We start from the raw sequence: 22,334 nt of genomic DNA, 5'->3' as shown, positions 1-22,334 counted from the left end.
GGTTGCGGGTTCAGGTGTAGTCAAAGGTCATCAGGGCAATACGGTTCACGGGTTCGTAGAGCAGGATCATGGTATCCGCGCCGCCTTCGCCCCAGTCGTAGCCTGCGGTCATGGCAATGCAGGTGAAGCGGTGGTTTTGGTAGCGGATGTCCACGGCGCTATCGGCGCTGTCTTTCATGGTGAAGGCGGGTGGCGGGGCTTCGCTGGTCCAGTTGCCGCCGCCGAGGTAGGGCAGGTATTCGGGTTCTTCTCCGAAGCAGGGCAGGCCGGTGTCATCCACATCGCCGAGGAAGCCGCTGTCGCGGTAGTGTTGTTTGCGCGCGGCGTAGCTGTCGCGCATTTCGGTGAAGTATGCTTCGGCTTCCGGGTCGTCGTTGTCGCCGAGGAAGTAGTTTTGGTCGGCGAGGAAGCGGTAGGTGCCGTCATCTTCGAGATGGAAGGCAATCCAGTTGGTGCCGCAGTAGTCGGTGTGCACGGCGGTGGTTTCCATACCGATGTAGCCTTCGTAGGGTTCGAGCGGTTTGACGAGGTGCAGGCGGACGTCGCCGAGGGCGGGATCGAGCGAGGCGAGGTCGAAGGTGGCAAGCGGCAGGAAGTGGTCGGCAAGCCAGGGTTGGGCGGTGGTGAAGACGGTGGCAGAGTCGGGGAAGTAGTCGATATGTGCGGGGCGACGTTCTGAGCGGATGTCGGCGGGGACGGGGATGCGTTCTTGCGACGGCAGGGTGGCGAGGTAGGCTTCGATGGCGGGGCGTGTCGCCGCACCGAGGCTGTTGGGGCCGTAAGCGTAAGCAAGGTCGTTGACGACGCGTGGGACGAGGTCGGGGCGGGGGATGTTGTGGGTAACGGCGGCTTCGGGGTACACGGTCATCAGCATCCGGCCAATGCCTTTATCCGGCGGCGGGTTCAGGTCGCGCAAGAGGTAAGCGGGGTTTTCGAAGCCGTGGCCGGGGGCGTCATTCAGCATTACTGCCAGTGCGCACAGGGCTTGGTATTGTCCGGGCAGGTCGGCCGGCCAGCCACTACGGGTCAGCCATTCGATGTTGTGTGCTTCGCCGTATTGTTTGAGGCGCAGGGCATCACGCAGGGCTTCCGGCGGGTAGTAATCAGCGGGGTCATCCCAAGCCCAGCGCCAGCGGTTGTTTTCGCTGCGCCCGATGTATTGCAGGCGGCAGGGGTGTTTGCCGAGCAGGGCGGTGGCGGTGCTGCGCTCAACGTCGCTCAGGTATTTGCTGTCGTTCGCCCAGCGTTGCAGTTGTTTTTGCCGTTCTTGCGCCAGACCGAGGTAGGGCAAGGCGGCGGCGAGCATGTCGTCGCGCAGGGCGAGGTAGGCGGGGTAGTCGGCAACGGGCAAGGGGTTGTCGTAAAGGGTCATGATGGCTTGTCCTTGTTGGCAAGGCGGGCGGCTTTACGTGCAGCAGCGCGGGCCTTTGCGGCTTCGATGGCGGCTGATTTTGCAGGATCGGTGGGCTGGGCGAAGGGCGGGGCCTCTGCCGTGTTTGTCTCGCTTGGTAGAGGTTCTGTGGTTTGTTCCCCCCTTCCGGCCTCCGGCCACCTTCCCCCGCAAGCGGGGGAAGGGTTGGTTTCTTCGCTGACGGTTGGTTCTGTGGTTTTGTCGCTGGCAGCGAGGCGGGCAGCTTTGCGCGCAGCGGCACGGGCTTTCGCCGCTTCGATAGCGGCGGTTTTGTCGGCGGAGACCGTGATTGTCTCGCTTGGCGGGGTTTGAGACGTTGCAGGCAACGTCTCTACGTTTTCCGTGGTTGCAGGTCGGATGGTGCTGGTGGCGGCTTCAGGGGGTTGTGTCCCCCCTTCCGTCGCTTCGCGACCGCTCGCGGGGGAAGGGATGGTTTCTTCGCTGACGGTTGGTTCTGTGATTTTGTCACTGGCAGCGAGGCGGGCGGCTTTACGCGCGGCAGCGCGGGCTTTTGCCGCTTCGATGGCGGCTGATTTTGCAGGATCGGTGGCTTGGGCGAAGGGCGGGGGCTCTGCCGTGTTTGTCTCGCTTGGGTGGTCTGTTTGCTCAACCCCCATCCCATCCCTTCCCCCATAGGGGGAAGGGCCTTTTTCTTCGGCTGCGGATACTTCAGCGCTGTTGCCGCTGGCGGCGAGGCGGGCGGCTTTACGTGCAGCAGCACGAGCTTTGGCCGTTTCGATAGCAGCAGTTTTGTCGTCGGAGGCCGTGGTTGTCCCGCTTGGCGCGGGTTCGGTAGTTTTTCCGCTAGCGGCGAGACGTTCGGCACGGCGCGCAGCAGCGCGGGCTTTCGCCGCTTCGATGGCAGCGGTTTTGTCGTTGGAGGCCGTGGTTATCCCGCTTGGCGGGCGGTTCGGGGTGTATTTTTCCGGCGGGTTGGGGTCTTGGCGGGTAATAGGTGATGGTGGCGCAGCAGGGGCCGGGTTCGCGGCGGCTTCGCGCAGTTTGGCGCGGCGGGCGTCCATTTGCGCTTGTCTTTCGGCGGCTTCGCGTTCGAGGCGGGCGGTACGCGCTTCGTGGCGGGCGCGGGCGTGTTCGGCGTCTTGTGTTTTTTTGTCGGCGGCGCGGATGTCGCCTTTGCTGTGGCGGTAGTATTGGACGAGCGGGATGCCGGACGGGCAGACGGCCGCGCAGATGCCGCATTCGATGCAGTCAAACAGGCGGTATTGTTTGAGGCGGTTGTGCTGGTTGCTCTGGCTGTACCAAAGGAGTTGTTGCGGCAGGAGTTCCATCGGGCAGGCGTCGGCGCAGCGCGAGCAGCGGATGCACGGGGTTTCTTCGGGGGCGGGGGCGGCAGGCAGGATGAGCAGGCAGTTGCCGGTTTTTTGTAGTGGGGTGTCGAGGGAGGCGATTTCGTAGCCCATCATCGGGCCGCCGATGATGTGGCGATTTTCCGCGCTGTGTTCGTGCCGTTCGCCGCCGCTCTGCTGGATGAGGTCGCGCGCGGCGGTGCCGATACGGATGCGCAGGACTTGCGGCTCGCGGATGCCTTCGCCGCTGATGGTGGTGTAGCGTTCGGTGAGCGGCAGGCCGAGGCTGACAGCGTCGTACACGGCTTTCATGGTGCCGCTGTTGTGGCAGATGAGGCCGTAGTCGCTGGCGTGGGCGTCGGCGGGGACGCGGATGCCGAGCAGCAGTTCGAAGAGTTGGCGGGCGTTGCCGCTGGGGTAACGCACGGGGACGCTGCTGATGCGGATGCGCGGGTCAGCGGCGGCGTCGAGCGCAGCGTGCAGGGCGGCGATGGCTTCGGATTTGTCGTCTTCGATGCCGAAGTGGATGTTGTCTGCGCCGAGGATGCGCGCGGTGATTTGTGCGCCTTTGATGATGGCGGCGGCGTTTTCGCGGATTTGCAGGTCGTCGCAGGTGATGTAGGGCTCGCATTCGGCGGCGTTGATGACGAGGGTGTTGGCGGGATGGCCGAGTTTGCGCGCGGTGGGGAAACCTGCCCCACCGAGGCCGACGATGCCGCAGTCGTGGATGCGCGCGCGCAGTTCGTCCGGCGTGGCGGTCTCGATATCGAGAGCGGGCAGCAGCGGCACGCTTTGGTCTTCACCGTCGCTCGCGAGGATGAGGTGCGGCACGGGGCGGTTGGACGGGTGCATATCCGGGCGCGGCTCGATGGCGCGGATGGTGCCGGAGGTGGGGGCGTGGACGGGGGCGTCCCTGTGATTCGCTGGCGCGGCGAGGAGCTGGCCGCGCAGGACGCGGTCACCGACGGCAACTTGGGCGATGAACGGGGTGCCGTCGTGCTGGATGAGGCTGATGGCGTATTCGTCGCAAAGGGCGGCTTCCCGCGAGGGGCGGGCGGTGCTCATGGTTTTGTGCCCGGGCGGGGTGATGTGGATGCCGCCGTGGAAGGTGGTTTTGCCGGAAAGGAGGCGGGCGAGGAGTTGTTTGATCATGATTCGGTGGGTTGCGGCGGCTACGGTGCCGGTGGCGGAGTTTGCGGTTGTTGCGGGTTCTGCGGTTTGTCCCAGTTCCAGGGTTCGTCGCGCGGCTTCATGATGATGCAGTTGACCGGGCAGGGGTCCACGCAGAGGCGGCAACCAGTGCATTCGTCGCTGATGATGGTATGCATTTTCTGGTTGCTGCCGAGGATGGCATCCACCGGGCAGGCTTTGATGCATTTGGTGCAGCCGATGCACCAGTCTTCAATGATAAAGGCGACTTGCGGCGCGGTCTCTGCGCCGTTTTCGGCGTTGAGTGGTTTGCTTTCCACGCCGAGCAGTTCGGCGAGTTTGTCCACGCCTTCCTGTCCGCCAGGCGGGCAACGGTTGATGTCCGCCTCACCTTTGGCGATGGCTTCGGCGTAGGGTTTGCAACCGGGGAAGCCGCACTGGCCGCACTGGGTCTGCGGCAGAATCGCGTCGATTTTTTCGGCAAGCGGATCGCCTTCGACTTTGTATTTTTGCGCGAAGACGCCGAGCAGCAGGCCGCACAGGGCGATGACGGCGAGCAGGAGGAGGATGGCGAGCCAAATCATGGTTTACACCCAGCCGCCGAAGCCCATGAAGGCGATAGCGAGAATGCCCGCCGTCATCAGTGCCGCCGGGGTGCCTTTGAAGGGTGCGGGCACGTCGGCAGCGTCGATGCGTTCGCGGATGGCAGCGAAGATGACGAGGACGAGGGTGAAGCCGACCGCCGCACCGAAGCCGTACAGCGCGGATTGCAGCAGATTATGCTGCTGGTTGGCGTTCAGGAGGGCGACGCCGAGCACGGCACAGTTGGTGGTAATCAGCGGCAGATACACGCCGAGCAGGCGGTGCAGCACGGGGCTGGTTTTGGCGATGTACATTTCAGTCAGGCCGACGAGGACGGCGATAGCGACGATGAAGCCGATGGTGCGCAGGTAGGTGATACCGAAGGGGGTGAGCAGATAGGTGTCGAGCAGGTAGGCGCTGACGGCGGAGAGGGTGAGGACGAAGGCGGTGGCAAAGCCCATGCCGAGGGCGGTATCGATTTTGCGCGAGACGCCCATGAAGGGGCAAAGACCGAGGAATTGCGAGAGGACGAAGTTGTTCACCAAAACGGTGCTCAACACGATATAGAAGTAGCTGTGCATGGGGTGTGGCGGCAGTAAAAAGCTGCGCGCATTCTAGCGCAACGGTCACCGGGTGACGGTTGATAAACGCAAAGGGTCAATCCTGCATTCCCGCTGATTTTTTCAGGGGGGATAAGTCGTTATAATTCGCCAAACCCTTTATTTATGAGGTTTCTCCCATGCATATTTCCCCCCAAGAATACCTGCTCTACCTGCAATACCTCGGTCTTGCCATCGTGCTGGAAGCCGTCTTCGCCGCCGCTTATCTGCACAGCACCCCCAACGCCGAGCTGCGCCTCACCCGCGAGGGCAATACCGCCTGCGCCCTGTCGTTTGGCGGTGCGCTCATCGGTTTTAGCCTGCCGCTTGCCGCCAGCATCCGGCAAAGCGTGCAGCTGGTGGATTTTATCCTCTGGGGCGTCGTCGCCGCTGTCATCCAGATAGCGCTCTATCACATCGCCACCCGCCTCATCATCAGAAACGCCAGCCGCGAACTCGCCAATAACAACACCGCCGTCGGCACCCTGCTCGCCGCGCTGTCCATCAGCATTGGCCTGCTCAACGCCGCCTGCCTCAGCTAAGGAGACCCCTATGTTCGGAAGCTTTATCCGCAAACAGTTCATCGACGTCATCGAATGGCCGGATCCGGAAGACGACCAGCTCATTTGGCGCTATCCCGCCATCGACCGTGAAATCCAGACCGGCGCCACCCTTATCGTGCGCGAAAGCCAGCTCGCCATGTTCGTGGACGAGGGCAAAACGGCGGACATCTTCGCCGCCGGCACCCACACCCTCAGCACCCAGACGCTGCCCATCCTCACCAACCTGAAAAACTGGGACAAAGCCTTTGCCTCGCCCTTCAAGAGCGACGTGTACTACTTCGGCACCCGTCAGCAACTTGGCCGCCGCTGGGGTACCGCCCAGCCCGTAACCGTCCGCGACAGCGAATTTGGCGCCGTACAACTGCGCGCCTTCGGTATGTACGCCTACCGCCTGAGCGACCCCGCCAAATTCTTCAACGAAGTCAGCGGCGTTGTCGGCGAATATCGCGCCGGCCAGCTTGACGATCCGCTGCGCAACACCATCACCAGCCAGCTCGCCGGCCTCTTCGGCACCTCAGGTATCCCCTTCCTTGACATGGCGGCGAACCAGCCCCTGCTCGCGCAAAAACTCGCCGAACACGTCGCCCCCGCCTTTGCCGCCCTGGGCCTCACCCTCGAAAGCATCACCGTCGAAAGCATCACCCTGCCGGAGGCTATCCAGAAAGCGCTGGACGAGCGCATCAGCATGGGCGTCATCGGCGATTTGAACCGCTACACCCAATACCAGACCGCACAAGCCATCCCGCTTGCCGCGCAGAACGAAGGCGGACTCGCCGGACTCGGTGCGGGCATCGGCGTCGGCGCCGGCATCGGGCAGAACATGGCAGCCGCCATGAGCACCGGCCTGAACAACGCAAACGCCGCGAACGACATCCAGGCGCGCCTCACCCAACTCAAAACCCTGCACGATCAGGGACTCATCAGCGCCGATGACTACGAAAAAGCCAAGGCGGAAGTCCTCAAGAAACTGACCAGCTAAACGTAGCACGCCCCTCCCGCCGGAGGGGCGTATTGTTTGGAGCAAAACCATGCAAGAAAAACACCCGCTACCACGCCGCCAAGGCCTCGACTTGCCGCATGGCGGGGTCTGTTGGCTTTTATCTATATATTGGTGACTATCGTGCTGATATTTCCGCCCAAAAATCCGCAAATAGAACAAATGTGGGATGACATTATCATCGCAAATCTTAGTTGGAAGTGGGTCTGTATCTTTGCGATTGGCGCGGCTATTCTAGATAGCCTGCTTTGGCTTATCCGTCATCATTCCTGGTCTTTGTTCGGCATCCTGATGTTTTTATTGGTGCCTCCCATCCTGATGTCCACCACAGCAGACTTAGCAGAAATCAGCCATTTAAATTACGTCCCCAAACTGGTCTTACCCATTGCCGCATATGACATGCTGGCCGGCAACGCTTCCGACGACAAAAAATTTTTCACTGTCATTTTTTCGCTTATTGGGTTTGCTCTGTCCTACGTTGCTATCATCATCATCATGTTTATAGTAGGTTTTTCTACCTATCGAGGCTGAAAAAACATCGAAAAAGTCTTTGCCCTTAGAACGTGTTCATAGTCTCAGTCTCTGCTGTAAACTATCGGCATGAACAGAAAAACCTACCCAAGCGATATCAGTCGCGAGCAATTTGCGCCTCTCCTTCCCCTGCTGGAAAGTGCCCGTAAACGCACAGCGCCACGCCAGGTGGACTTGTACGATGTTTTTTGTGCCATTCTCTATCTGCAACGCACTGGCTGCTCCTGGCGTGCTTTGCCGGGCGATTTCCCCAAATGGCGCACCGTGCATTCCTACTTCCAGAGATGGACTGAGCCACGCGAGAGTGGCATCAGCATCCTTGAGGAAGCATTAAAAAAATCAGGTAGTTGCGGAGCGTCGCAAGCAGGGGCGCCATGAAGAAACCACCTTCCTGATTATTAATGCGCAGAGTGTGAGGAACACGGATACGGCCATGGAAAAAGGCTACGATGCCGACAAGAAGGTTAGCGGTATATAGCGGTTGACACGCAAGGTTTGCCGCATGCCCTTGCGGTAACGACGGCGGATGTTACGGATAGAAAAGGTTGTCTTTTGGCATTAAAACGCGAACTGGATAATCTTGGTGCGATACAAAAAATCCTTGCTGACGGTGGTTACACAGGTAAAGCATTTGCTTCGTTGGTACAGGAGTTGATTGGTGCGGAGGTAGAGATTGCCAAACGAAACGAATTGCACCGTTTTGCGGTATTGCCAAAGCGATGGGTAGTAGAGCGTAGCTTTTCCTGGTTGGAAAAGAACAGGCGGCTTTGGAAAAACTGCGAGCGTAAGTTGAGTACCAGTCTGCAAATGGTCGTTTTGGCTTTCTTGGGCGTCCTGCTACGAAGACTGTGAACACGTTCTTAGATGTTTAACTATAAAAAGCCGGACGTTGTCCGGCTTTTTTTATGGTCCTGCATTACTCGTTGGCGTAGGGGTTCGCCTTGTCGCGGTAGCTGATGCGGATCGGCGTGCCGTGCAGTTTGAACTGTTTGCGGAAGAATTTGCTGAGGTAGGTGGTATAGCTGTCGGGAACGTTCGTGGTGCGCGTGCCGTGAATGATGATGTGCGGCGGGTTGCGCCCACCCTGGTGCGCGTATTGCAGTTTGATGGAGCGGCCCTGTACCAGCGGTGGCTGATGGCGGTGGTAGGCAGTTTCCAGCGCTTCGGTGAGTTTGTTGGTAGAGAGTTCGGCCATTGCCGAGCGATAGACTTTTTTCACCGCTGGCAGCAGTTTGCGGATGTTGCTGCCGTGCAGCGCCGAGATGTAGAAGACTTCGGCGTAGTCCACAAAGTGCAGTTTGCGCGTGAATTGCTGGCAGATGGTTTCGCGCTGTTCGGCGTCGAGGTGGTCCCATTTGTTGATAGCGATGATGAGACCGCGTCCGCGGCGGGTGATTTCGCCGAGAAGATGCGCGTCCTGTTCGCTCACGCCTTCGTGCGCATCCAGCATGAGGATGACGACGTTGGCGCGTTCGATGGCATCCAGGGTTTTGACGATGGAGAATTTTTCAATTTTGTCGTTGACCCGCGCTTTGCGGCGGATACCGGCGGTGTCGATGAGGGTGAAACGGTCACCAGTGTCGTCTTCGTAGGGGATAGCGATGGCGTCGCGGGTGGTACCGGCGACGGGGCTGGCGACGAGGCGTTCTTCGCCGATGAGACGGTTGAGCAGGGTGGATTTGCCGGTGTTGGGGCGACCGATGACGGCAAGGGCGATGCTGTTGTCTGTGTTCTCGCCAACGTCGTCCGGTTCACCGAATTGTTCGGCATCAGGCAGTTCGTGCAGGCGGGCAATAATGCGCTCTGCCAGGCGGTTGATGCCACGACGGTGTTCTGCCGCAATCGCGAGGGTATCGGCGATGCCAAGGGCGAAAAAGTCGGCAAGGATGAGGTTAGGATCAGCGAAATCGGTTTTGTTAACGGCGAGGATAACGGGCTTGTGGCTGCGCCGCAGTTCTTGCGCAATTTGTTCGTCCACAGCGGTGAGGCCGTCGCGTCCGTCCACGAGGAAGACGACGACATCGGCTTCGTTAACGGCAGCGCGCGCCTGTTGATCCACGCGGTAGTCGATTTGCGCTTCTTCTTCGCGCAGGAGGCCGCCGGTATCGATAATGCGGCAGGGCATATCCATGAGGCGCGCTTCGCCATAGTTGCGGTCACGGGTGAGGCCGGGCGTGTCGGAGACGAGGCTGTCGCGGCTGCGGGTCAGGGTGTTAAACAGGGTCGATTTGCCGACGTTGGGGCGACCGACCAGCGCCACCAGCGGTTTGCGCAGGGTGTTCATGGGGTGTCCTTGTGATTTTGTATGCTGTGTTGAGGCGAATGGACGCGCCAAGTGAAAATCGGCGCGGTTTTACCGCGCCGTGTGGGGAATGGTTATTCGGGCCGGAAGTTGATGAGGTTGCCGTCTTTGAGTTGCCAGACGATGCTGTCGCGCTGGACGAGGGCGGGAACGTCGGCGGTGCTGGAGGCAAGACGCTGCTGTCCGACGATGTTGCCGCTGGCGCCATCCAGCCAGTGCAGCCAGCCCTGGTAGTCGATAACGCCAACGCGTCCGTCCGGCAGTGTGAAGGGGGGTGAGAGGTAGCGCCCTTCGAGGCGGTCGTTTTTCCAGCGGATGCTGCCGTCGCGGCGGTTCAGGGCGATGACGTGGTCAATGTCACTGACGAGGTACACACCATCGCGGCTGAGGGCGATGTCTTTTTGTGTAGAGGCTTGTTCTTGTCGCCACAGCGGTTGGCCTTGTTGCAGGTCAACGGCAAAGAGCATGGACTGGTAGGCGGCGCCGTAGAGGACGCCGTCTGCAACTTGCGGGGTGCTGTCCATGTCCACCAGGCGGGCAACGGGGTTGCTGCCGGCGCTGTTGGCGATGCGCTGTTCAACGACAGGCAGGCCAGAGCGTTGGTCAAGGACGACAAAGTAGCCGTTGTCGGTGGTGAGGATGACGACTCCGCCGCCTACTACGGGTTCGGCATTACCGCGCACGCTGAGAACCGGTTCTTTGATGCGGTAGCGCCACAGTTCGCTGCCATTGGCAGCGTCGAAGGCGGTGAGAACGCCATCAATGCTGCGCGCAAAGACGAGACCGTCAGCAACAACTGGAGCGGCCAGCATCAGGCTGGATAGCGGTGCGCGCCATTCGGTTTCACCGTCTGCGGCGGAGAGCGCCAGCAGGTCGCCATTGCTGGTGCCGAGGTAAACGTTGCGGCGATCTACAGCGACGCCAGCACTGATGTTGTTGCCAAGCTTTTGTTGCCAGGCGGTGCTGCCATCGCTGTTGTAGGCATAGAGGCGGCCATTGGCGGAGACCGCGTAGATGCGCCCGCCCCAGATGGCGGGTTTGAGGGCAAGGCCTTCGTCTGCGCCGCCGCTGCCGAGTTTGTGTTTCCACAACAGGGTGGCACCTGCGCTGCCGCTGGCGGCAGGCAGGGGTTTGGGCGCGGGACGGTTGTCCTTGCCGAGGAAAAAATCAGAGGTGGAAGAGCAGGCGCTCAGGACGAAGACGCCGGCGAGCAGCAGGGCGCTGCGGCGGGTGGTGTTCATTGGCCGTTTCCTTCCAGTGCCAGGCGGGCTTGCAGGGCGTTGATTTGCAGGGCGGTCGCCGGGGCAGGAGCAAGTTGCTGGCTGCGTTCGTAATCGGCCAGCGCATCTTTGCTTTTGCCCTGTTTGTCGTGGATATAGCCTTGCAGCGCTGCTGCTTGGGCGGCATAGGCGCTGTCGCGCAGTTGTTCGCTTTGTTGCAGGGCTTCGTCGTAGTTGCCTTGGGCGGCAAGCGTGAGGGCCAGCTGCCAGCGGGCGCTTTGCGCCAGTAGTTCGTCTTTGCTGGCGGCCGCCAGTTTCAGCGCGGCTATCGCATCATCGTTTTTGTTTTCTTTGCGGTAGGCTCCGGCCATGTTCAATGCGGCCAGTTCGGCGATTTCCCCACCTTCTTTAAGCAGGCTGTCGTAAGCGCTCGCGGCGTCTTGCGGTTTGTTTTGTTCGAGAGCTTGCAGGATAGTGTCCAGCTGGGCCGATTCGTTGTTGCGTTGCTCCGCCTGTTTGCCTTGCCAGTAACGGTAGCCGCCGATAGCGCTGAGTCCGAGGACCAGACCAATGATGATGGTCAGGCCGTATTGTTGCAGCCATTCGCGGATAAGTTCGAGGGTTTCTTCGTCGGTTCTGTCGCTCATGGGATTTCCTTGTTGCGTGCTTCGAGGTAGGCGGGCAGGTCGGCAAGCGGCAGGATCTGCTGACTGCCGTCGCGCAAGTTTTTCAGGGCGGCGCTGTGCGTGGCCGCTTCATCGTCGCCGATGATGAGTGCGTAGTGCGCTCCTTCCTGGTCGGCTTTGCGGATTTGCGTTTTCAGCGGCTGGATTTGGTTGTGGGCGACAACGCTGATACCGCGCGCGCGCAGGGTTTGCACCAGCGGCAGCAGCAAGCTGAAGTGGGCATCAGCAGTAGCAATGGCGTACACCAGCGGTTGCGGCATATGGAAGATGTCGCGCTGTTGTGCGAGCAGCATGATGCGCTCGATGCCGAAGGCGAAACCGGCTGCCGGGGTTGGTTTGCCACCGAGTTGTTCAATGAGACCGTCGTAGCGGCCACCGGCGGTAACGGTGCCTTGGGCACCAAGGGCATCGGTCGTCCACTCAAAGACGGTGTGGCAGTAATAGTCAAGACCGCGTACCAGGCGCGGATTGCGCTGCCAGGCGATACCGAGGGCATCCAGCAGTGTGCAGAGTTGCGCGAAGTGGTTACGGCTGGCTTCGCCGAGATAGTCATCAAGGATAGGGGCGCCATCTAGCACTTGCTGCACACCCGCGTTTTTGCTGTCGAGGATACGCAGTGGATTCGTGGTGAGGCGACGGCGGCTGTCTTCATCCAGGGCGTCGGTATGCTGTTGCAGATAGGCAACGAGTGCCTGCTGGAAGGCGTGGCGTTCTTCAGCAAGGCCAATGGTGTTGATTTCGAGCGTCAGCAGGTCAAGGATGTTCAGGCGGCGGAAAAGGTCGGCGCAAAGGCTGATGAGTTCGGCGTCTTGTGCCGCGCCGGCAATGCCCAGTGCTTCAACACTCACTTGTGAGAATTGACGGCTGCGCCCTTTTTGCGGGCGTTCGTAACGGAACATCGGCCCTTCGGCGTATACACGCTGCGGCTGTTGCAGCTTGCCGTGCTGGATCATTGCCCGCACCACGCCAGCAGTCGCTTCTGGACGCAGGGTGATGCTCTCGTCGTTGCGATCAGCGAAGGTGTACATCTCTTTGCTGACCACGTCGGTTTCTTCACCAACGGCGCGTTTGAACAGGCCGGTTTGTTCAAGCAGCGGCAGTTGCAGCGGGTGATAGCCATAGCAGGCGAGAACACCGTGAATGCAGTCGTGCAGTTGTTGCAGGTAATCGGCTTCCGGCGGGAAGATGTCGTTCATCCCGCGCAGGGACTGGATTTGTGGTTTAGCCATTGGGGATATCTACGTTGAAGCGGCGGCCGGAATTTTTCTGCCGATAGTTATCCAGCGGTTGTTCCTGACCGTTGATGAGCATGACAACGCCGTCCGGACGGCCAATATTGAAGCTGTACGGCGCGCCATCCGCAGGCAGCTCGACTTTTTCACCCGGTTTGATAATGCGTGAGACCACGGATTTGCGTTTGCTATCCTGGATTTGTACCCAGCTTTCGGTCGAGAAGGTGAGCTGGATGCCGCGTGAGCCCTCGCTCGTTGTCGGGGCTTGTGTGGCACTGTTATCGGTAGCAGGCGGGGTTTCGCTGCTGCCTGCCGTTGTCGCGGTGTTGGCAGGCGGGGTAATGCCGTTGATAACTTCAGGATTAACGGGTACGCCTTCCGGAGTGGTCGGCGGGACTTGCGGGTTACCGCCGACTTCTAGCACGATGTCTTCGCTATTGTTACCGCCTGGCGGGGTCAGGACTTCGCCTTCTTGTTGTGTCGGCTGATTAAAGGCGCCGTTAATTTGCTTCATCAACCATGAATTGTTATCAAAGAGCTGGTAGAGCAGAAAGCCACCGACCAGCACAACCGGGATCAAAAGCAACCATGAACCAAGATAGCTGCGGCGATAGGAGCGGCTTTGGCTTTCAACGTTGGCAGCGCTCAGGCGCAGTTCCGGCGGCGGTTCACGCCCAATTTTGTTGAATGCCTGACCGACAGCAGCCTCATTCAGGCCGAGAAAGCGGGCATAGAGGCTGAGGTAGCCGCGAGTGAAAACCGGTGCACCGATTTCACCAAAACGGTTCTGTTCGAGTTTTTCAATGATTTCCTGACTAAGGTTGGACTGCATGGCGGCGGTGGCGATGGACAGTTCGCGTTTCATCCGTGCTGCAGAGAGGACAGCGCCAATGTCAAGAGTGCCTGTTGTGGTGGTTTTTTCGCTCATGGTCAGATCCCCAGCGATTGTGCCTGCGGTGTGTTCTTGTAATTGGCCCGCATGACGCGCACCAATTCTTCTTCCATGCGACTATCGCCGCCTTTACGCGCCGCTTCGATGCCAATTTTCACGCTTTGCGGGCTGTAGCCAACATAGGTGTGTACCACTTTCAGGTAACGCAGAGCGCCTGCAGCATCGCCTTTTTGCAGGGAGATTTCCGCCAGTGGCAAGAGAGCGCCTTCGGCCTGCGGGTTGACGGCAATGGCCTGTTTGTAGGCATTTTCCGCCTGCCCGGTCTGGCTACGGGCTGCCATGCAGTTGCCTTCGGCGATGTAGGCCGCTGCCTTGAATTCGGCGTTGCGGGCACGCATCTGGTTCAACAGTGTCTGCATTTCGCTGTCGCGGTCAAACTTGCAGAGGAAGGTCGCGTAGTTGACGTGACCAAGCAGGTACTCAGGATGGCTGCGAATGAGTTTTTGGTAAATCTGGTTGCCAGAGGAAATGTCACGTGCTTCTTCGTAAAGCACGGCCAAGATGTTCCAGGCATCCGGCGGGTGCGAGTCGATTTCAATGGCGCGTTTCAGCTTGGGCTCGGCGAGGTCGTAACGCCCCATCTGCACGTATTTGGCACCCAGTTCGACGTAATCCTGATACGCCTGTTTGTAGTCGGTTTTCTTTTCGATGCGGGTGGGCAGGTCATTGCTATCGTCGCTTTTGCTGCCAAAGCCGAAGCTGCTGCAGCCACCCAGCATGACAGCGGCAGCCAAGGCGCTGAATCGTGTGATGGTCTTTGTTTTCATAGGGTTTCCACCTCTTTTCTGGAAAGTTTGCGTTCACGGCGGCTGCGGTCTTTGACCTGTCCCACCAGCTGCCCACAGGCAGCATCTATGTCTTCTCCGCGTGTTTTGCGGATGGTTGCCACGTAACCGTTTTCGGTCAGATAGCGTTGGAATGCAAGGATGTCGCCGCGTTTCGAGCATTCAAAGCGGCTGCCTGGAAAGGCATTGAAGGGGATGAGGTTGATTTTTCCCGGGATGCCCCGCAGCAGTTCAACCAGCTGTTGCGCGTGTTCGAGGCTGTCGTTGACACCACGCAGCATGACGTATTCCCAAGTCACACCACCGTGCTGACCGTTATGCTGCACGTATTGATGACAGGCATCAAGCAGGGCATCCAGTCCGTAGCGGGCGTTGACCGGCACGATCTGATTGCGTAGTTCGTCGTTTGGTGCATGCAGCGAAACGGCGAGGCTGAGATCAGTCACTTCGCGCAAAGTGTGAATGGCAGGGACAATGCCGGAAGTGCTGAGGGTGACACGCCGTTTTGAGAGGCCGAAGGCGTAGTCATCCATCATCAGGCGGGTAGCGGGCAGGACGTTATTGAAGTTGACCAAAGGTTCGCCCATACCCATCAGTACGACATTGGTGACGACGCGGTTGTTGCCGTGACGGTCGCAGTTAAGCATTTCTTTGGCGAGCCAGACTTGTACGATGATTTCACCGCTGGTCAGGTTGCGGTTAAAACCTTCGTGAGCGGTTGAGCAGAACGGGCAGGCCAGCGCACAGCCCGCTTGTGAAGAGATGCAGAGGGTGCCGCGATCGTCTTCGGGGATGAAGACGGTCTCAATGCTATTGCCGCAGTCGTAGCGGAAGACCCATTTGCGCGTACCATCGCTGGCAAGACGGTCGGCGATGACGGTAGGAAAACGCAATTCGGCGGTAGCTTTCAGTTTCTCGCGCAGCGATTTGCTGAGATCGGTCATCGCGTCGAAATCCGTGACGCGTTCGTGGTAAATCCATTTCATCAGCTGCCGCGCACGGAAGGGCTTTTCTCCCTGTTCGGCGAACCACGCCGTCAACGCTTCGCGGTCAAAGTCGAAAAGGTTGACTTTGTCGCTCATCAGCAGCACAGCTCGCGTTCGGCAAAGAAGAAGGCGATTTCGCGGGCGGCATTTTCTGCACTATCCGAACCGTGCACGGCATTCTCGCTTTTGCTGCCGGCAAATTCAGCGCGCAAGGTACCAGGAGCGGCTTCGGCGGGATCGGTCGCGCCCATCAGTTCACGGTAACGGGCGACGGCGTTATCGCCGCGCAGCACCTGCACTAGGACGGGGCCAGAGGTCATGAAGGCGACCAGTTCGGCAAAAAAAGGACGTTCACGGTGAACGTCATAAAAGCGCGCGGCGTCATCGTGGCTGAGGCGCAACATTTTTGCCGCAACGATATCAAGTCCCTGTTGTTCGATGCGGGCGAGAATAGCCCCGGTATGGTGATTGCGCACGGCGTCGGGCTTAACGATGGATAGCGTCAATTGCACAGACATGGATGCTCCGTGAAGAATGTGTGAGGGTAAAAGCGGGCGGTATGGTAGCACATAAGGCAATAGTGATTGAAATCAAACACCGCTGCTGTCAAGGAAGAAGACGTGTGGTTGTCTCGCGCAAGCGATTTAATCATATAGCGCGCGCAGGGCAGCGAGGCGTTCCGGTGTGCCGATGTCGCGCCATTCGCCACCGTATTCTTCGCCGCTCAGTTCGCCGCGCGGCAGGTGGGCACGCAGGATGGGTGCCAGCGGGCGGAAGCCGGGCAGAACGTCCGCAAAGAGACGTGGATGCAGCACGGCGATGCCGGTGTAAGTCAGGGTTTCGCCCGCAATCAGGATATTGCCCGCCAGTGAAAAGTCACCGCGCGCTTTCCAGGCGGGTGTAGCAGTGAGCAACAGGTGGGCGAGGCTGTCAGCGGGGTGGCTTTCGCTGAAGCGGCGTAAATCCACATCGCACCACACGTCGGCGTTGACCACGAGAAACGGCGCGTCTTCCAGCAGCGGCAGGGCCTGGACGATACCGCCCGCGGTTTCCAGCCCTTCTTCCGGCTCGCGTGAATAGATGATGTGCAGGCCATAAGCGCTGCCGTCGCCGAGTGCGCTTTCTATCATCGCGCCGCGATAGCCAAGGTTGATGACGACTTCCCGGAAGCCGGCGCGCGCCAGGCGGCGCAGTTGCCAGCCGATTAAGGTGTCGTCGCCAACGCGCAAGAGCGGTTTCGGGCAGTCGTCGGTGAGCGCCCCCATGCGTTTGCCGCGTCCGGCGGCGAGGATCATCGCTTTCATGTCAGTTTCTCTTGTAATCGGGGGATAGCGCGGCGCAGTTCGTCCGCCATCCAGACAGTGTGCGGTAATGCCGCCGCTTCGTCGCAGGCGTAGGCGAGCACCAGCGGCAGATCGGCGAGATAGCCGCGCTTGCCATCGCGTTCGGCGAGGCGGACGAACAGTCCCAGCACTTTGAGGTGGCGTTGCAGGGAGACGGCATCGCAGGTCTGTGCCCAGTCTTCGGCAGATTCCTGCGGCAGGTAGCGGGCACGGAAGTTGGCTTCCCAGCGGCGTACGTCCGCTTGTGGATAGCGGATGTAGCAGTCGCGGGTGAGTGAGACAAGGTCGTAGGCGGGGCTACCCCATAGCGCATCCTGAAAGTCGAGGATGCCAATGCTGCCGTCGGCGCGGCGCATCAGGTTGCGGCAATGGTAGTCACGGTGTACGCACAGCGCCCTGCCCTGTCCTGCCCGCTTGACCAGCCAGTTTTCGCTTTCCTGCCAACGCGCTGTGTCCACCGCGATATCCAGCCACGGCAGGAACCATTCGCGGGTGAGCGCCACTTCGGTATGCAGGCGGGAGGGTTCGTAGGGCGGGATGTCCGCTTGCAAGGTCGCGGTCACCTGCTGCCATTGCCCCAGGAGTGTCAGCGCCTGCGGCAGGGTTGCGGCAGCGTTTTCCCGCAGGTCTTGCCAGAGCCAGCGGTCGCCGAAGTCGTCCAGCAGCAGGAAACCCTGCACGCTGTCGGCGGCGTGGATATACGGCACAGGCAGGCCGCAAGCAGCGAATTGCCGCGCATGTTGCACGAAGAGGTCAATGCCGCCTGCGGCCACAGGCGCATCCATGAGGATGTAGCTGGCGCCATTTATCTGGCAGCGGTAGTAGCTGCGGTAGCTGGCATCGCCGCCAAGCGGAGTGAGAGTTGCCGCCTCTCCGATATAAGAAACCGCGAAAGCACGGCGGGCACTTTCGCGGTCGGTTGGCTGCGTCATAAATCAGGCGGCGGGTTTGGTTTCTGCCGGTTTTTCCTCAGCAGCCGGTTTGGCTTCTTCGGCTTTGCTGGCGTCAGCCGGTTTGGCTTCTTCGGCTTTGTCAGTATCAGCCGGTTTGGCTTCTTCAGTCTTGGCAGCGTTTTTGGTTGCCAGCGTGTTTAACTTGTCGAATAGGCGCGGATAGTTGTTATCGGCACCGATGACGTATTTGCCGTCCACAATAAAGCCCGGCACGCCATCCAGTTGCGAGGCATTGAACGAATCGCGTGCCTGATTGAGCTTCTGCTGCACCGCAAGCGACTTCCAGGCTTTTTCCACGTCTTCCTGCTTGGCGCCGTTTTCGACGAGGAATTTCATCGCCGCCCCCTTGTCAAAGATGATGCCGCGTTTGCCGTCCTTGTGAACCGCATCAAATATTTTTTCGTCCATTTCCGGGACGGCCATACCGAGTTCACGCACTACATAGAATAGGCGCGCACCACCTTCCCAGTTGCCCGTAAACGCTGGGATGCGGATGAAGTCGATGGAAGCGTCCTTACCGTCGCCCAACCATTTCTGCAAAGACGGCTCCATGGCATAACAGTGCCCGCAGCCATACCAGAAGAAATTGATCACCTGCCCAGCCTTGGCTTCGGCAACCGGCGTCGCCAGTGTGGTGTAATCCGCGCCTTCCACATATTTCAACTGCGCCTGCGCCCCTCCGGCGAAAGCGGCAGCGAGTAGCATGGCGATAACAGATTTCTTCAACATAAAAACTCCATGAACTAAGAAAGTAGGGAAAAATGAGGCGCGCATTATACGCATCCGCCTCACCACGCCACGCTGCCTATCTGAACCGTAACGCAGGCAATTTGGCAGCAGGGGAAACCGGCCGTGTCTTTGCCATTTTCCACAGCATTCCCTTTTCTTTCACCGTCTTGCACAGCGGTTAACAAAATGCTTAACTTCACTTAATATAAATCCCCAACATCGTCACTTATATCAATTATCTGGAGAGCCTTGCATGAACGAGATCCTCGCAATTTATCTTGCCGAAGCCCGCCGTGTTGCGGCGCAATTAGCCGATTATTCCCCGCCGCCTACGCCGCTGATTACCAGCGACGCGGTTGCCTTCGGTGTGCTGATGGGGGTGCTGGGGCTGATTTTTTATACCGGCTCGCGCAAGAGCGGTTTTTGGGCAAAGTTTTATACCCATATCCCCATGCTGCTGCTGTGTTATTTCATTCCCGGCCTGCTCAGCACGTTTCATATTGTCAGCCCGGAAAGCAGCAAGCATATTTATCACATCGCCTCGCGCTATCTGTTGCCTGCCGCCTTATTCTTGTTGACGCTTTCTATTGATTTACAAAAAATTATCGGCCTGGGCTGGAAGGCACTTGCCATGTTTTTCGCCGCAACCGTCGGTGTGGTTCTCGGCGGCCCGTTTGCTGTCTGGCTGTTCCATATGATTAACCCAGAATGGGTGGCGGGTGATTTGTGGAAAGGCTTTTCCACGGTCGCCGGCAGCTGGATCGGCGGTGGTGCGAACCAGACCGCGATGAAGGAGCTCTATCATGTCAATGACACGCTCTTCGGCACGATGGTTGTGGTTGATGTGGTGGTTGCGGAGCTGTGGATGATCGGCCTGCTGTTCATGGCGAAGAAATCCGACAGCGTTGACCGCTGGTTGAAAGCGGACACCAGCGCTATTGATACGCTCAAGCATACCGTCGAAAAGTATGTACGCGAGAATGAGCGCATTGCACAACTCTCTGATTTCATGGTTATTCTTGGCCTTACCTTTGCCATCGTCGGCGTGAGCCATCTCTTTGGCGATCACATCGCCGCCTGGTTCAAGCAGTTCCCGTGGGCCAAGAGCTACAGCCTGAACAGCGCCTTCCTCTGGCTGGTGATGTTGGCGACAGTGTTTGGCATCGTGTTTTCCTTTACCCGCGCCCGTGAACTGGAACACGCCGGTGGGGCAAAGCTCGGCTCGGTGTTTATTTATATATTGGTCGGCTCTATCGGCATGCAGATGGAGCTGGACAAGATTTTCGAGCATATCGGCGTCATCATGGTCGGTGTTGTCTGGATGCTGTTCCATATCATCTTCATTTTTATAGTCGCCAAGCTCATCCGTGCTCCGAGTTTCTTTCTCGCTGTCGGTTCCAAAGCGAATATTGGCGGTGCAGCCTCAGCGCCGGTCGTCGCTGCCGCATTCCATCCCTCACTGGCACCTGTTGGTGTATTGCTCGCCATCTTGGGCTATGCCATCGGTACCGCCGGCGGTTATCTCACTGGCGAAATGATGCGCCTGATAGTCGGCGGTTAATCGTCAACATGCCGCCCTACGGGGCGGTTTTTTACGGCATTAAGCGAGCAATGCAGCCATATCTGAAAGCCCCCGCAACATCCTGCGCAGCAGCGATAAAGAACTGTGGCGCTGTAGCACCAGCATCCAGATCGCCACATCTTTTAACGACAGCCACCTGCAACGCCTCTAACCAGCATCACCGCAAGAAGCAACTACTGCCAAGCGCAGAAAACGGGGGGACTCTATTTCTAAATCGCTCTAATCCAGATAGCAGGATTCTTATTCCGTTATTCATGAATGCACGGGATATAGCTAATTAGCTTATTTTTTCATACAACATTAAGGCCAGACTTACCGCATTTACGCAGCATTCAGGGAAGATTTGTATGAAGAATTAAGAGCATTAGCTATATATCGGACATCTCCCCCGCCAAGCGGGATAGATACTACTAACGCCGTGCCTCCCGCTTAATTAACTGTGTTTTGTAGCGGATCTAATAAATTAAAGGCCGCCTGAAAGTAGCAAAACCTACTTTCAGACGACCTGTTTTAAGTAGCTCAAAAATATTAAGGCTTATACCGGGTTTGATAGCCCGGATTTTCTTGGGGACGCAATTGGTTGGGAAATTGACGGTCTGTGGTGATATCCATCGCGGTTTGCTGAATCTGCTTATAAACCTCGTAAGGCTTTTCCACGAAACGTAGGGCATTTGTATTACCAAAACGAATGGTCCCCCGCTTGAACAGGGTTTCCATCACGCCCACATACACGCGCAAATTCTGCACTTCGGGCAGTTCGGCACTGGTGATATCCAGCCCGATAAGCCCAGCGGTGAAATACAGGCGTTTATCGGTAAGTGCATAATCAATGCGGTACCAATTAAAAAAACGATAAACAGGCGAAAACAGCGCGTACCACACCGGGGTCAGGTGAAGAAACATAAAGAAATTCATAAACGGGAAGATTCCGTGCGATGCGGCATTGAACTTTGTCATAAAAAACAAGTCAAAAATCCCCCAACACAGAGCAAAAGGATAAATGAGCGGATTACCCAGTGTATATAAAAAATGGTGCGGTTTACCCTGCCACAAGATAGTTTCGTTTGGATCGATGAGATTTTTGAGCATTTTCCCCTCCTGACAGACGATGGAACATAATGATTGCATCATTAAACCAAAACCTTTCAATTTCATGCAAATATTCCTGGCGGCATAGCTTCTTCTTGCATAATCTCTCGTCATTTTTATATCCAGACAGCCCAAACACTGGCGTCAAACGCAACTGACTGCTATCGCGGGTTAAGTGCCGCGTCTCTGCTGAAATCTGGCGCCCTCCTCGTCTTCTCCCCCTCAACCGCCCTCAGTAACGAGTCAAGCCTGCCCTGTAAAAAAGCCGGGCGGGTAGTAAGATAGCCGCCCTTTTCCACGGATACTCTCATCATGCACATCCCCGCTCAAACCTACCCGCTCACCCGCAAACGCCGCAACCGCAAGGACGATTTCAGCCGCCGCCTCACCCGCGAACACACCCTGACCGTTGACGACCTCATCCAGCCCGTCTTCATCTGCGAAGGCGAGCAGAAGCGGGAAGCCATTCCGTCCATGCCCGGCATTGCCCGCCTTTCCATCGACCTCCTCCTGGAAGAATGCCGCGAACTGGTCGCCCTCGGCGTCCCCGCCATTGCCCCTTTCCCCGTCATCGGCCAGGAACACAAGAGCGCCGATGCCGCCGCCGCTTACGACCCGGACGGCCTCATTCCTCGTGCCGTGCGCGCCGTGAAAGCGGCGTTTCCGGAACTCGGCATCATGACGGACGTCGCGCTTGACCCCTACACCATTCACGGACAGGACGGCATCACCGATGCCGACGGCTACATCCTGAACGACATCACCGTCGCCACTCTCATCAAACAGGCGCTCTGCCACGCGGACGCAGGCGTGGATATCGTCGCCCCGTCCGACATGATGGACGGCCGCATCGGCGCCATCCGCCAGGCGCTCGAACAGCACGGCCACGACAACGTGCGCATCATGGCCTATTCCGCCAAATACGCCAGCGCCTACTACGGTCCCTTCCGCGATGCTGTCGGCTCGGCGGCCAACCTCGGCAAAGCCGACAAACGCACCTACCAGATGGATCCCGCGAACAGCGACGAAGCCCTGCACGAAATCGCCCTCGACATCAGCGAAGGCGCGGATTACGTCATGGTCAAACCCGGCATGCCCTACCTCGACATCGTCCGCCGCGCCAAAGAGCAATTCGCCTTCCCGCTTGCCGTGTACCAGGTCAGCGGCGAATACGCCATGCTCAACGCCGCCTTCGCCAACGGCTGGCTCACGCGCGAAGCCATCATCATGGAAACCCTGCTCGGCTTCAAACGCGCCGGCGCCGACATCATCATTACCTACTTCGCCAAAGAAGCGGCGCGGATGCTGCAAAAATAACGCTAAAAAACATCGCCGC

General features: G+C 58.6%; 21 protein-coding genes and 1 pseudogene. 6 read left to right on the top strand and 16 right to left on the bottom strand.

What is annotated here, in order from left to right; all coding sequences use genetic code 11:
* Positions 1–10: 10 nt before the first annotated feature.
* Genes LG374_RS11650 through rsxA form a run of 4 tightly spaced genes read right to left on the bottom strand, consistent with a single transcriptional unit; the run spans position 11 to position 5,030 of the window.
* Positions 11–1,372: a DUF6882 domain-containing protein gene (locus tag LG374_RS11650; RefSeq protein ID WP_225757857.1), complete on the bottom strand. Its 1,362-nt coding sequence runs from the start codon at positions 1,370–1,372 to the stop codon at positions 11–13.
* Positions 1,369–3,870, bottom strand: coding sequence for an electron transport complex subunit RsxC (gene rsxC / locus LG374_RS11645; RefSeq protein ID WP_225757856.1), 2,502 nt, complete (start codon positions 3,868–3,870; stop codon positions 1,369–1,371). The genes LG374_RS11650 and rsxC overlap by 4 nt, the downstream gene beginning before the upstream one ends.
* Positions 3,871–3,890: 20 nt before the next feature.
* On the bottom strand, positions 3,891–4,451 hold the full coding sequence (gene rsxB, locus LG374_RS11640; RefSeq protein WP_225757855.1) for an electron transport complex subunit RsxB: 561 nt from the start codon (positions 4,449–4,451) through the stop codon (positions 3,891–3,893).
* A gap of 3 nt (positions 4,452–4,454) precedes the next feature.
* On the bottom strand, positions 4,455–5,030 hold the full coding sequence (rsxA, locus tag LG374_RS11635) for an electron transport complex subunit RsxA (protein WP_115611701.1): 576 nt from the start codon (positions 5,028–5,030) through the stop codon (positions 4,455–4,457).
* A 158-nt stretch (positions 5,031–5,188) separates the two neighbouring features.
* On the opposite strand from rsxA, the gene LG374_RS11630 reads away from it, so the two are divergent.
* The 4 genes and pseudogenes from LG374_RS11630 to LG374_RS11615 all read left to right on the top strand — a co-directional run bounded on the left by LG374_RS11630 (position 5,189) and on the right by LG374_RS11615 (position 7,991).
* Entirely contained in the window at positions 5,189–5,590 is a 402-nt protein-coding gene (locus LG374_RS11630; RefSeq protein ID WP_225757854.1) for a DUF350 domain-containing protein, read from the top strand.
* Positions 5,591–5,600: 10 nt separating this feature from the next.
* Positions 5,601–6,590: an SPFH domain-containing protein gene (locus LG374_RS11625; protein WP_225757853.1), complete on the top strand. Its 990-nt coding sequence runs from the start codon at positions 5,601–5,603 to the stop codon at positions 6,588–6,590.
* 36 nt (positions 6,591–6,626) lie between these two features.
* Positions 6,627–7,139: a hypothetical protein gene (locus LG374_RS11620; protein ID WP_225757852.1), complete on the top strand. Its 513-nt coding sequence runs from the start codon at positions 6,627–6,629 to the stop codon at positions 7,137–7,139.
* A gap of 69 nt (positions 7,140–7,208) precedes the next feature.
* Positions 7,209–7,991 (top strand): annotated as a pseudogene (locus LG374_RS11615) (IS5 family transposase).
* A 64-nt stretch (positions 7,992–8,055) separates the two neighbouring features.
* Here the strand turns inward: LG374_RS11615 and der are convergent.
* The 11 genes from der to LG374_RS11560 all read right to left on the bottom strand — a co-directional run bounded on the left by der (position 8,056) and on the right by LG374_RS11560 (position 18,327).
* A complete protein-coding gene (der, locus tag LG374_RS11610) occupies positions 8,056–9,423 on the bottom strand; it encodes a ribosome biogenesis GTPase Der (RefSeq protein WP_225757851.1) in 1,368 nt (455 codons plus the stop codon).
* Between the two features lie 92 nt (positions 9,424–9,515).
* Positions 9,516–10,682 (bottom strand): outer membrane protein assembly factor BamB, encoded by a 1,167-nt coding sequence (bamB, locus tag LG374_RS11605; protein ID WP_225757850.1) that lies wholly within the window; start codon positions 10,680–10,682, stop codon positions 9,516–9,518.
* A complete protein-coding gene (locus LG374_RS11600) occupies positions 10,679–11,308 on the bottom strand; it encodes a tetratricopeptide repeat protein (RefSeq protein WP_225757849.1) in 630 nt (209 codons plus the stop codon). The genes bamB and LG374_RS11600 overlap by 4 nt, the downstream gene beginning before the upstream one ends.
* Positions 11,305–12,576, bottom strand: coding sequence for a histidine--tRNA ligase (gene hisS, locus LG374_RS11595; protein WP_225757848.1), 1,272 nt, complete (start codon positions 12,574–12,576; stop codon positions 11,305–11,307). The genes LG374_RS11600 and hisS overlap by 4 nt, the downstream gene beginning before the upstream one ends.
* Positions 12,569–13,507: a RodZ domain-containing protein gene (locus tag LG374_RS11590; RefSeq protein WP_225757847.1), complete on the bottom strand. Its 939-nt coding sequence runs from the start codon at positions 13,505–13,507 to the stop codon at positions 12,569–12,571. Before LG374_RS11590 ends, hisS begins: the two co-directional genes overlap by 8 nt.
* A gap of 2 nt (positions 13,508–13,509) precedes the next feature.
* A complete protein-coding gene (locus LG374_RS11585; RefSeq protein WP_225757846.1) occupies positions 13,510–14,298 on the bottom strand; it encodes a tetratricopeptide repeat protein in 789 nt (262 codons plus the stop codon).
* Positions 14,295–15,398 carry a 23S rRNA (adenine(2503)-C(2))-methyltransferase RlmN gene (gene rlmN, locus LG374_RS11580; protein ID WP_225757845.1) on the bottom strand — a complete coding sequence of 368 codons (1,104 nt, stop codon included), beginning with the start codon at positions 15,396–15,398 and terminating at the stop codon, positions 14,295–14,297. Before rlmN ends, LG374_RS11585 begins: the two co-directional genes overlap by 4 nt.
* Positions 15,398–15,820, bottom strand: a complete 423-nt coding sequence (gene ndk, locus LG374_RS11575; protein WP_225757844.1) for a nucleoside-diphosphate kinase — start codon at positions 15,818–15,820, stop codon at positions 15,398–15,400. Before ndk ends, rlmN begins: the two co-directional genes overlap by 1 nt.
* A gap of 126 nt (positions 15,821–15,946) precedes the next feature.
* Complete coding sequence (gene murU / locus LG374_RS11570; RefSeq protein WP_225757843.1) at positions 15,947–16,606, bottom strand: N-acetylmuramate alpha-1-phosphate uridylyltransferase MurU; 660 nt, start codon at positions 16,604–16,606, stop codon at positions 15,947–15,949.
* Entirely contained in the window at positions 16,603–17,577 is a 975-nt protein-coding gene (locus LG374_RS11565) for an aminoglycoside phosphotransferase family protein (protein WP_225757842.1), read from the bottom strand. Before LG374_RS11565 ends, murU begins: the two co-directional genes overlap by 4 nt.
* 3 nt (positions 17,578–17,580) lie before the next feature.
* Positions 17,581–18,327: a thiol:disulfide interchange protein DsbA/DsbL gene (locus LG374_RS11560; protein WP_225757841.1), complete on the bottom strand. Its 747-nt coding sequence runs from the start codon at positions 18,325–18,327 to the stop codon at positions 17,581–17,583.
* A 373-nt stretch (positions 18,328–18,700) separates the two neighbouring features.
* On the opposite strand from LG374_RS11560, the gene LG374_RS11555 reads away from it, so the two are divergent.
* Positions 18,701–19,888 carry a DUF819 domain-containing protein gene (locus LG374_RS11555; protein WP_370639348.1) on the top strand — a complete coding sequence of 396 codons (1,188 nt, stop codon included), beginning with the start codon at positions 18,701–18,703 and terminating at the stop codon, positions 19,886–19,888.
* Positions 19,889–20,437: 549 nt separating this feature from the next.
* On the opposite strand, the gene LG374_RS11550 is transcribed toward LG374_RS11555, so the two are convergent.
* Positions 20,438–21,064: a PH domain-containing protein gene (locus LG374_RS11550; protein WP_225757839.1), complete on the bottom strand. Its 627-nt coding sequence runs from the start codon at positions 21,062–21,064 to the stop codon at positions 20,438–20,440.
* A gap of 246 nt (positions 21,065–21,310) precedes the next feature.
* Between LG374_RS11550 and hemB the strand changes: the two genes are divergently transcribed.
* On the top strand, positions 21,311–22,315 hold the full coding sequence (gene hemB / locus LG374_RS11545) for a porphobilinogen synthase (protein ID WP_225757838.1): 1,005 nt from the start codon (positions 21,311–21,313) through the stop codon (positions 22,313–22,315).
* Positions 22,316–22,334 lie beyond the last annotated feature (19 nt).

Origin of the sequence: Cardiobacterium sp. Marseille-Q4385, from assembly GCF_916618745.1 — a bacterium.
GTDB lineage: Bacteria > Pseudomonadota > Gammaproteobacteria > Cardiobacteriales > Cardiobacteriaceae > Cardiobacterium.
Note: the sequence above shows the minus strand (reverse complement) of the source record. Positions and strands in the feature narration are given on the sequence as shown.

Bases quoted from the DNA above. Each gene is read 5' to 3' on its own strand.
- bamB (WP_225757850.1), bottom strand. From the start codon at position 10,682: ATGAACACCACCCGCCGCAGCGCCCTGCTGCTCGCCGGCGTCTTCGTC.
- hisS (WP_225757848.1), bottom strand. From the start codon at position 12,576: ATGGCTAAACCACAAATCCAGTCCCTGCGCGGGATGAACGACATCTTC.
- rsxC (WP_225757856.1), bottom strand. From the start codon at position 3,870: ATGATCAAACAACTCCTCGCCCGCCTCCTTTCCGGCAAAACCACCTTC.
- murU (WP_225757843.1), bottom strand. From the start codon at position 16,606: ATGAAAGCGATGATCCTCGCCGCCGGACGCGGCAAACGCATGGGGGCG.
- LG374_RS11565 (WP_225757842.1), bottom strand. From the start codon at position 17,577: ATGACGCAGCCAACCGACCGCGAAAGTGCCCGCCGTGCTTTCGCGGTT.
- rlmN (WP_225757845.1), bottom strand. From the start codon at position 15,398: ATGAGCGACAAAGTCAACCTTTTCGACTTTGACCGCGAAGCGTTGACG.
- LG374_RS11585 (WP_225757846.1), bottom strand. From the start codon at position 14,298: ATGAAAACAAAGACCATCACACGATTCAGCGCCTTGGCTGCCGCTGTC.
- LG374_RS11590 (WP_225757847.1), bottom strand. From the start codon at position 13,507: ATGAGCGAAAAAACCACCACAACAGGCACTCTTGACATTGGCGCTGTC.
- rsxB (WP_225757855.1), bottom strand. From the start codon at position 4,451: ATGATTTGGCTCGCCATCCTCCTCCTGCTCGCCGTCATCGCCCTGTGC.
- LG374_RS11650 (WP_225757857.1), bottom strand. From the start codon at position 1,372: ATGACCCTTTACGACAACCCCTTGCCCGTTGCCGACTACCCCGCCTAC.
- rsxA (WP_115611701.1), bottom strand. From the start codon at position 5,030: ATGCACAGCTACTTCTATATCGTGTTGAGCACCGTTTTGGTGAACAAC.
- ndk (WP_225757844.1), bottom strand. From the start codon at position 15,820: ATGTCTGTGCAATTGACGCTATCCATCGTTAAGCCCGACGCCGTGCGC.
- LG374_RS11555 (WP_370639348.1), top strand. From the start codon at position 18,701: ATGGGGGTGCTGGGGCTGATTTTTTATACCGGCTCGCGCAAGAGCGGT.
- der (WP_225757851.1), bottom strand. From the start codon at position 9,423: ATGAACACCCTGCGCAAACCGCTGGTGGCGCTGGTCGGTCGCCCCAAC.
- LG374_RS11560 (WP_225757841.1), bottom strand. From the start codon at position 18,327: ATGTTGAAGAAATCTGTTATCGCCATGCTACTCGCTGCCGCTTTCGCC.
- hemB (WP_225757838.1), top strand. From the start codon at position 21,311: ATGCACATCCCCGCTCAAACCTACCCGCTCACCCGCAAACGCCGCAAC.
- LG374_RS11630 (WP_225757854.1), top strand. From the start codon at position 5,189: ATGCATATTTCCCCCCAAGAATACCTGCTCTACCTGCAATACCTCGGT.
- LG374_RS11625 (WP_225757853.1), top strand. From the start codon at position 5,601: ATGTTCGGAAGCTTTATCCGCAAACAGTTCATCGACGTCATCGAATGG.
- LG374_RS11600 (WP_225757849.1), bottom strand. From the start codon at position 11,308: ATGAGCGACAGAACCGACGAAGAAACCCTCGAACTTATCCGCGAATGG.
- LG374_RS11550 (WP_225757839.1), bottom strand. From the start codon at position 21,064: ATGAAATTGAAAGGTTTTGGTTTAATGATGCAATCATTATGTTCCATC.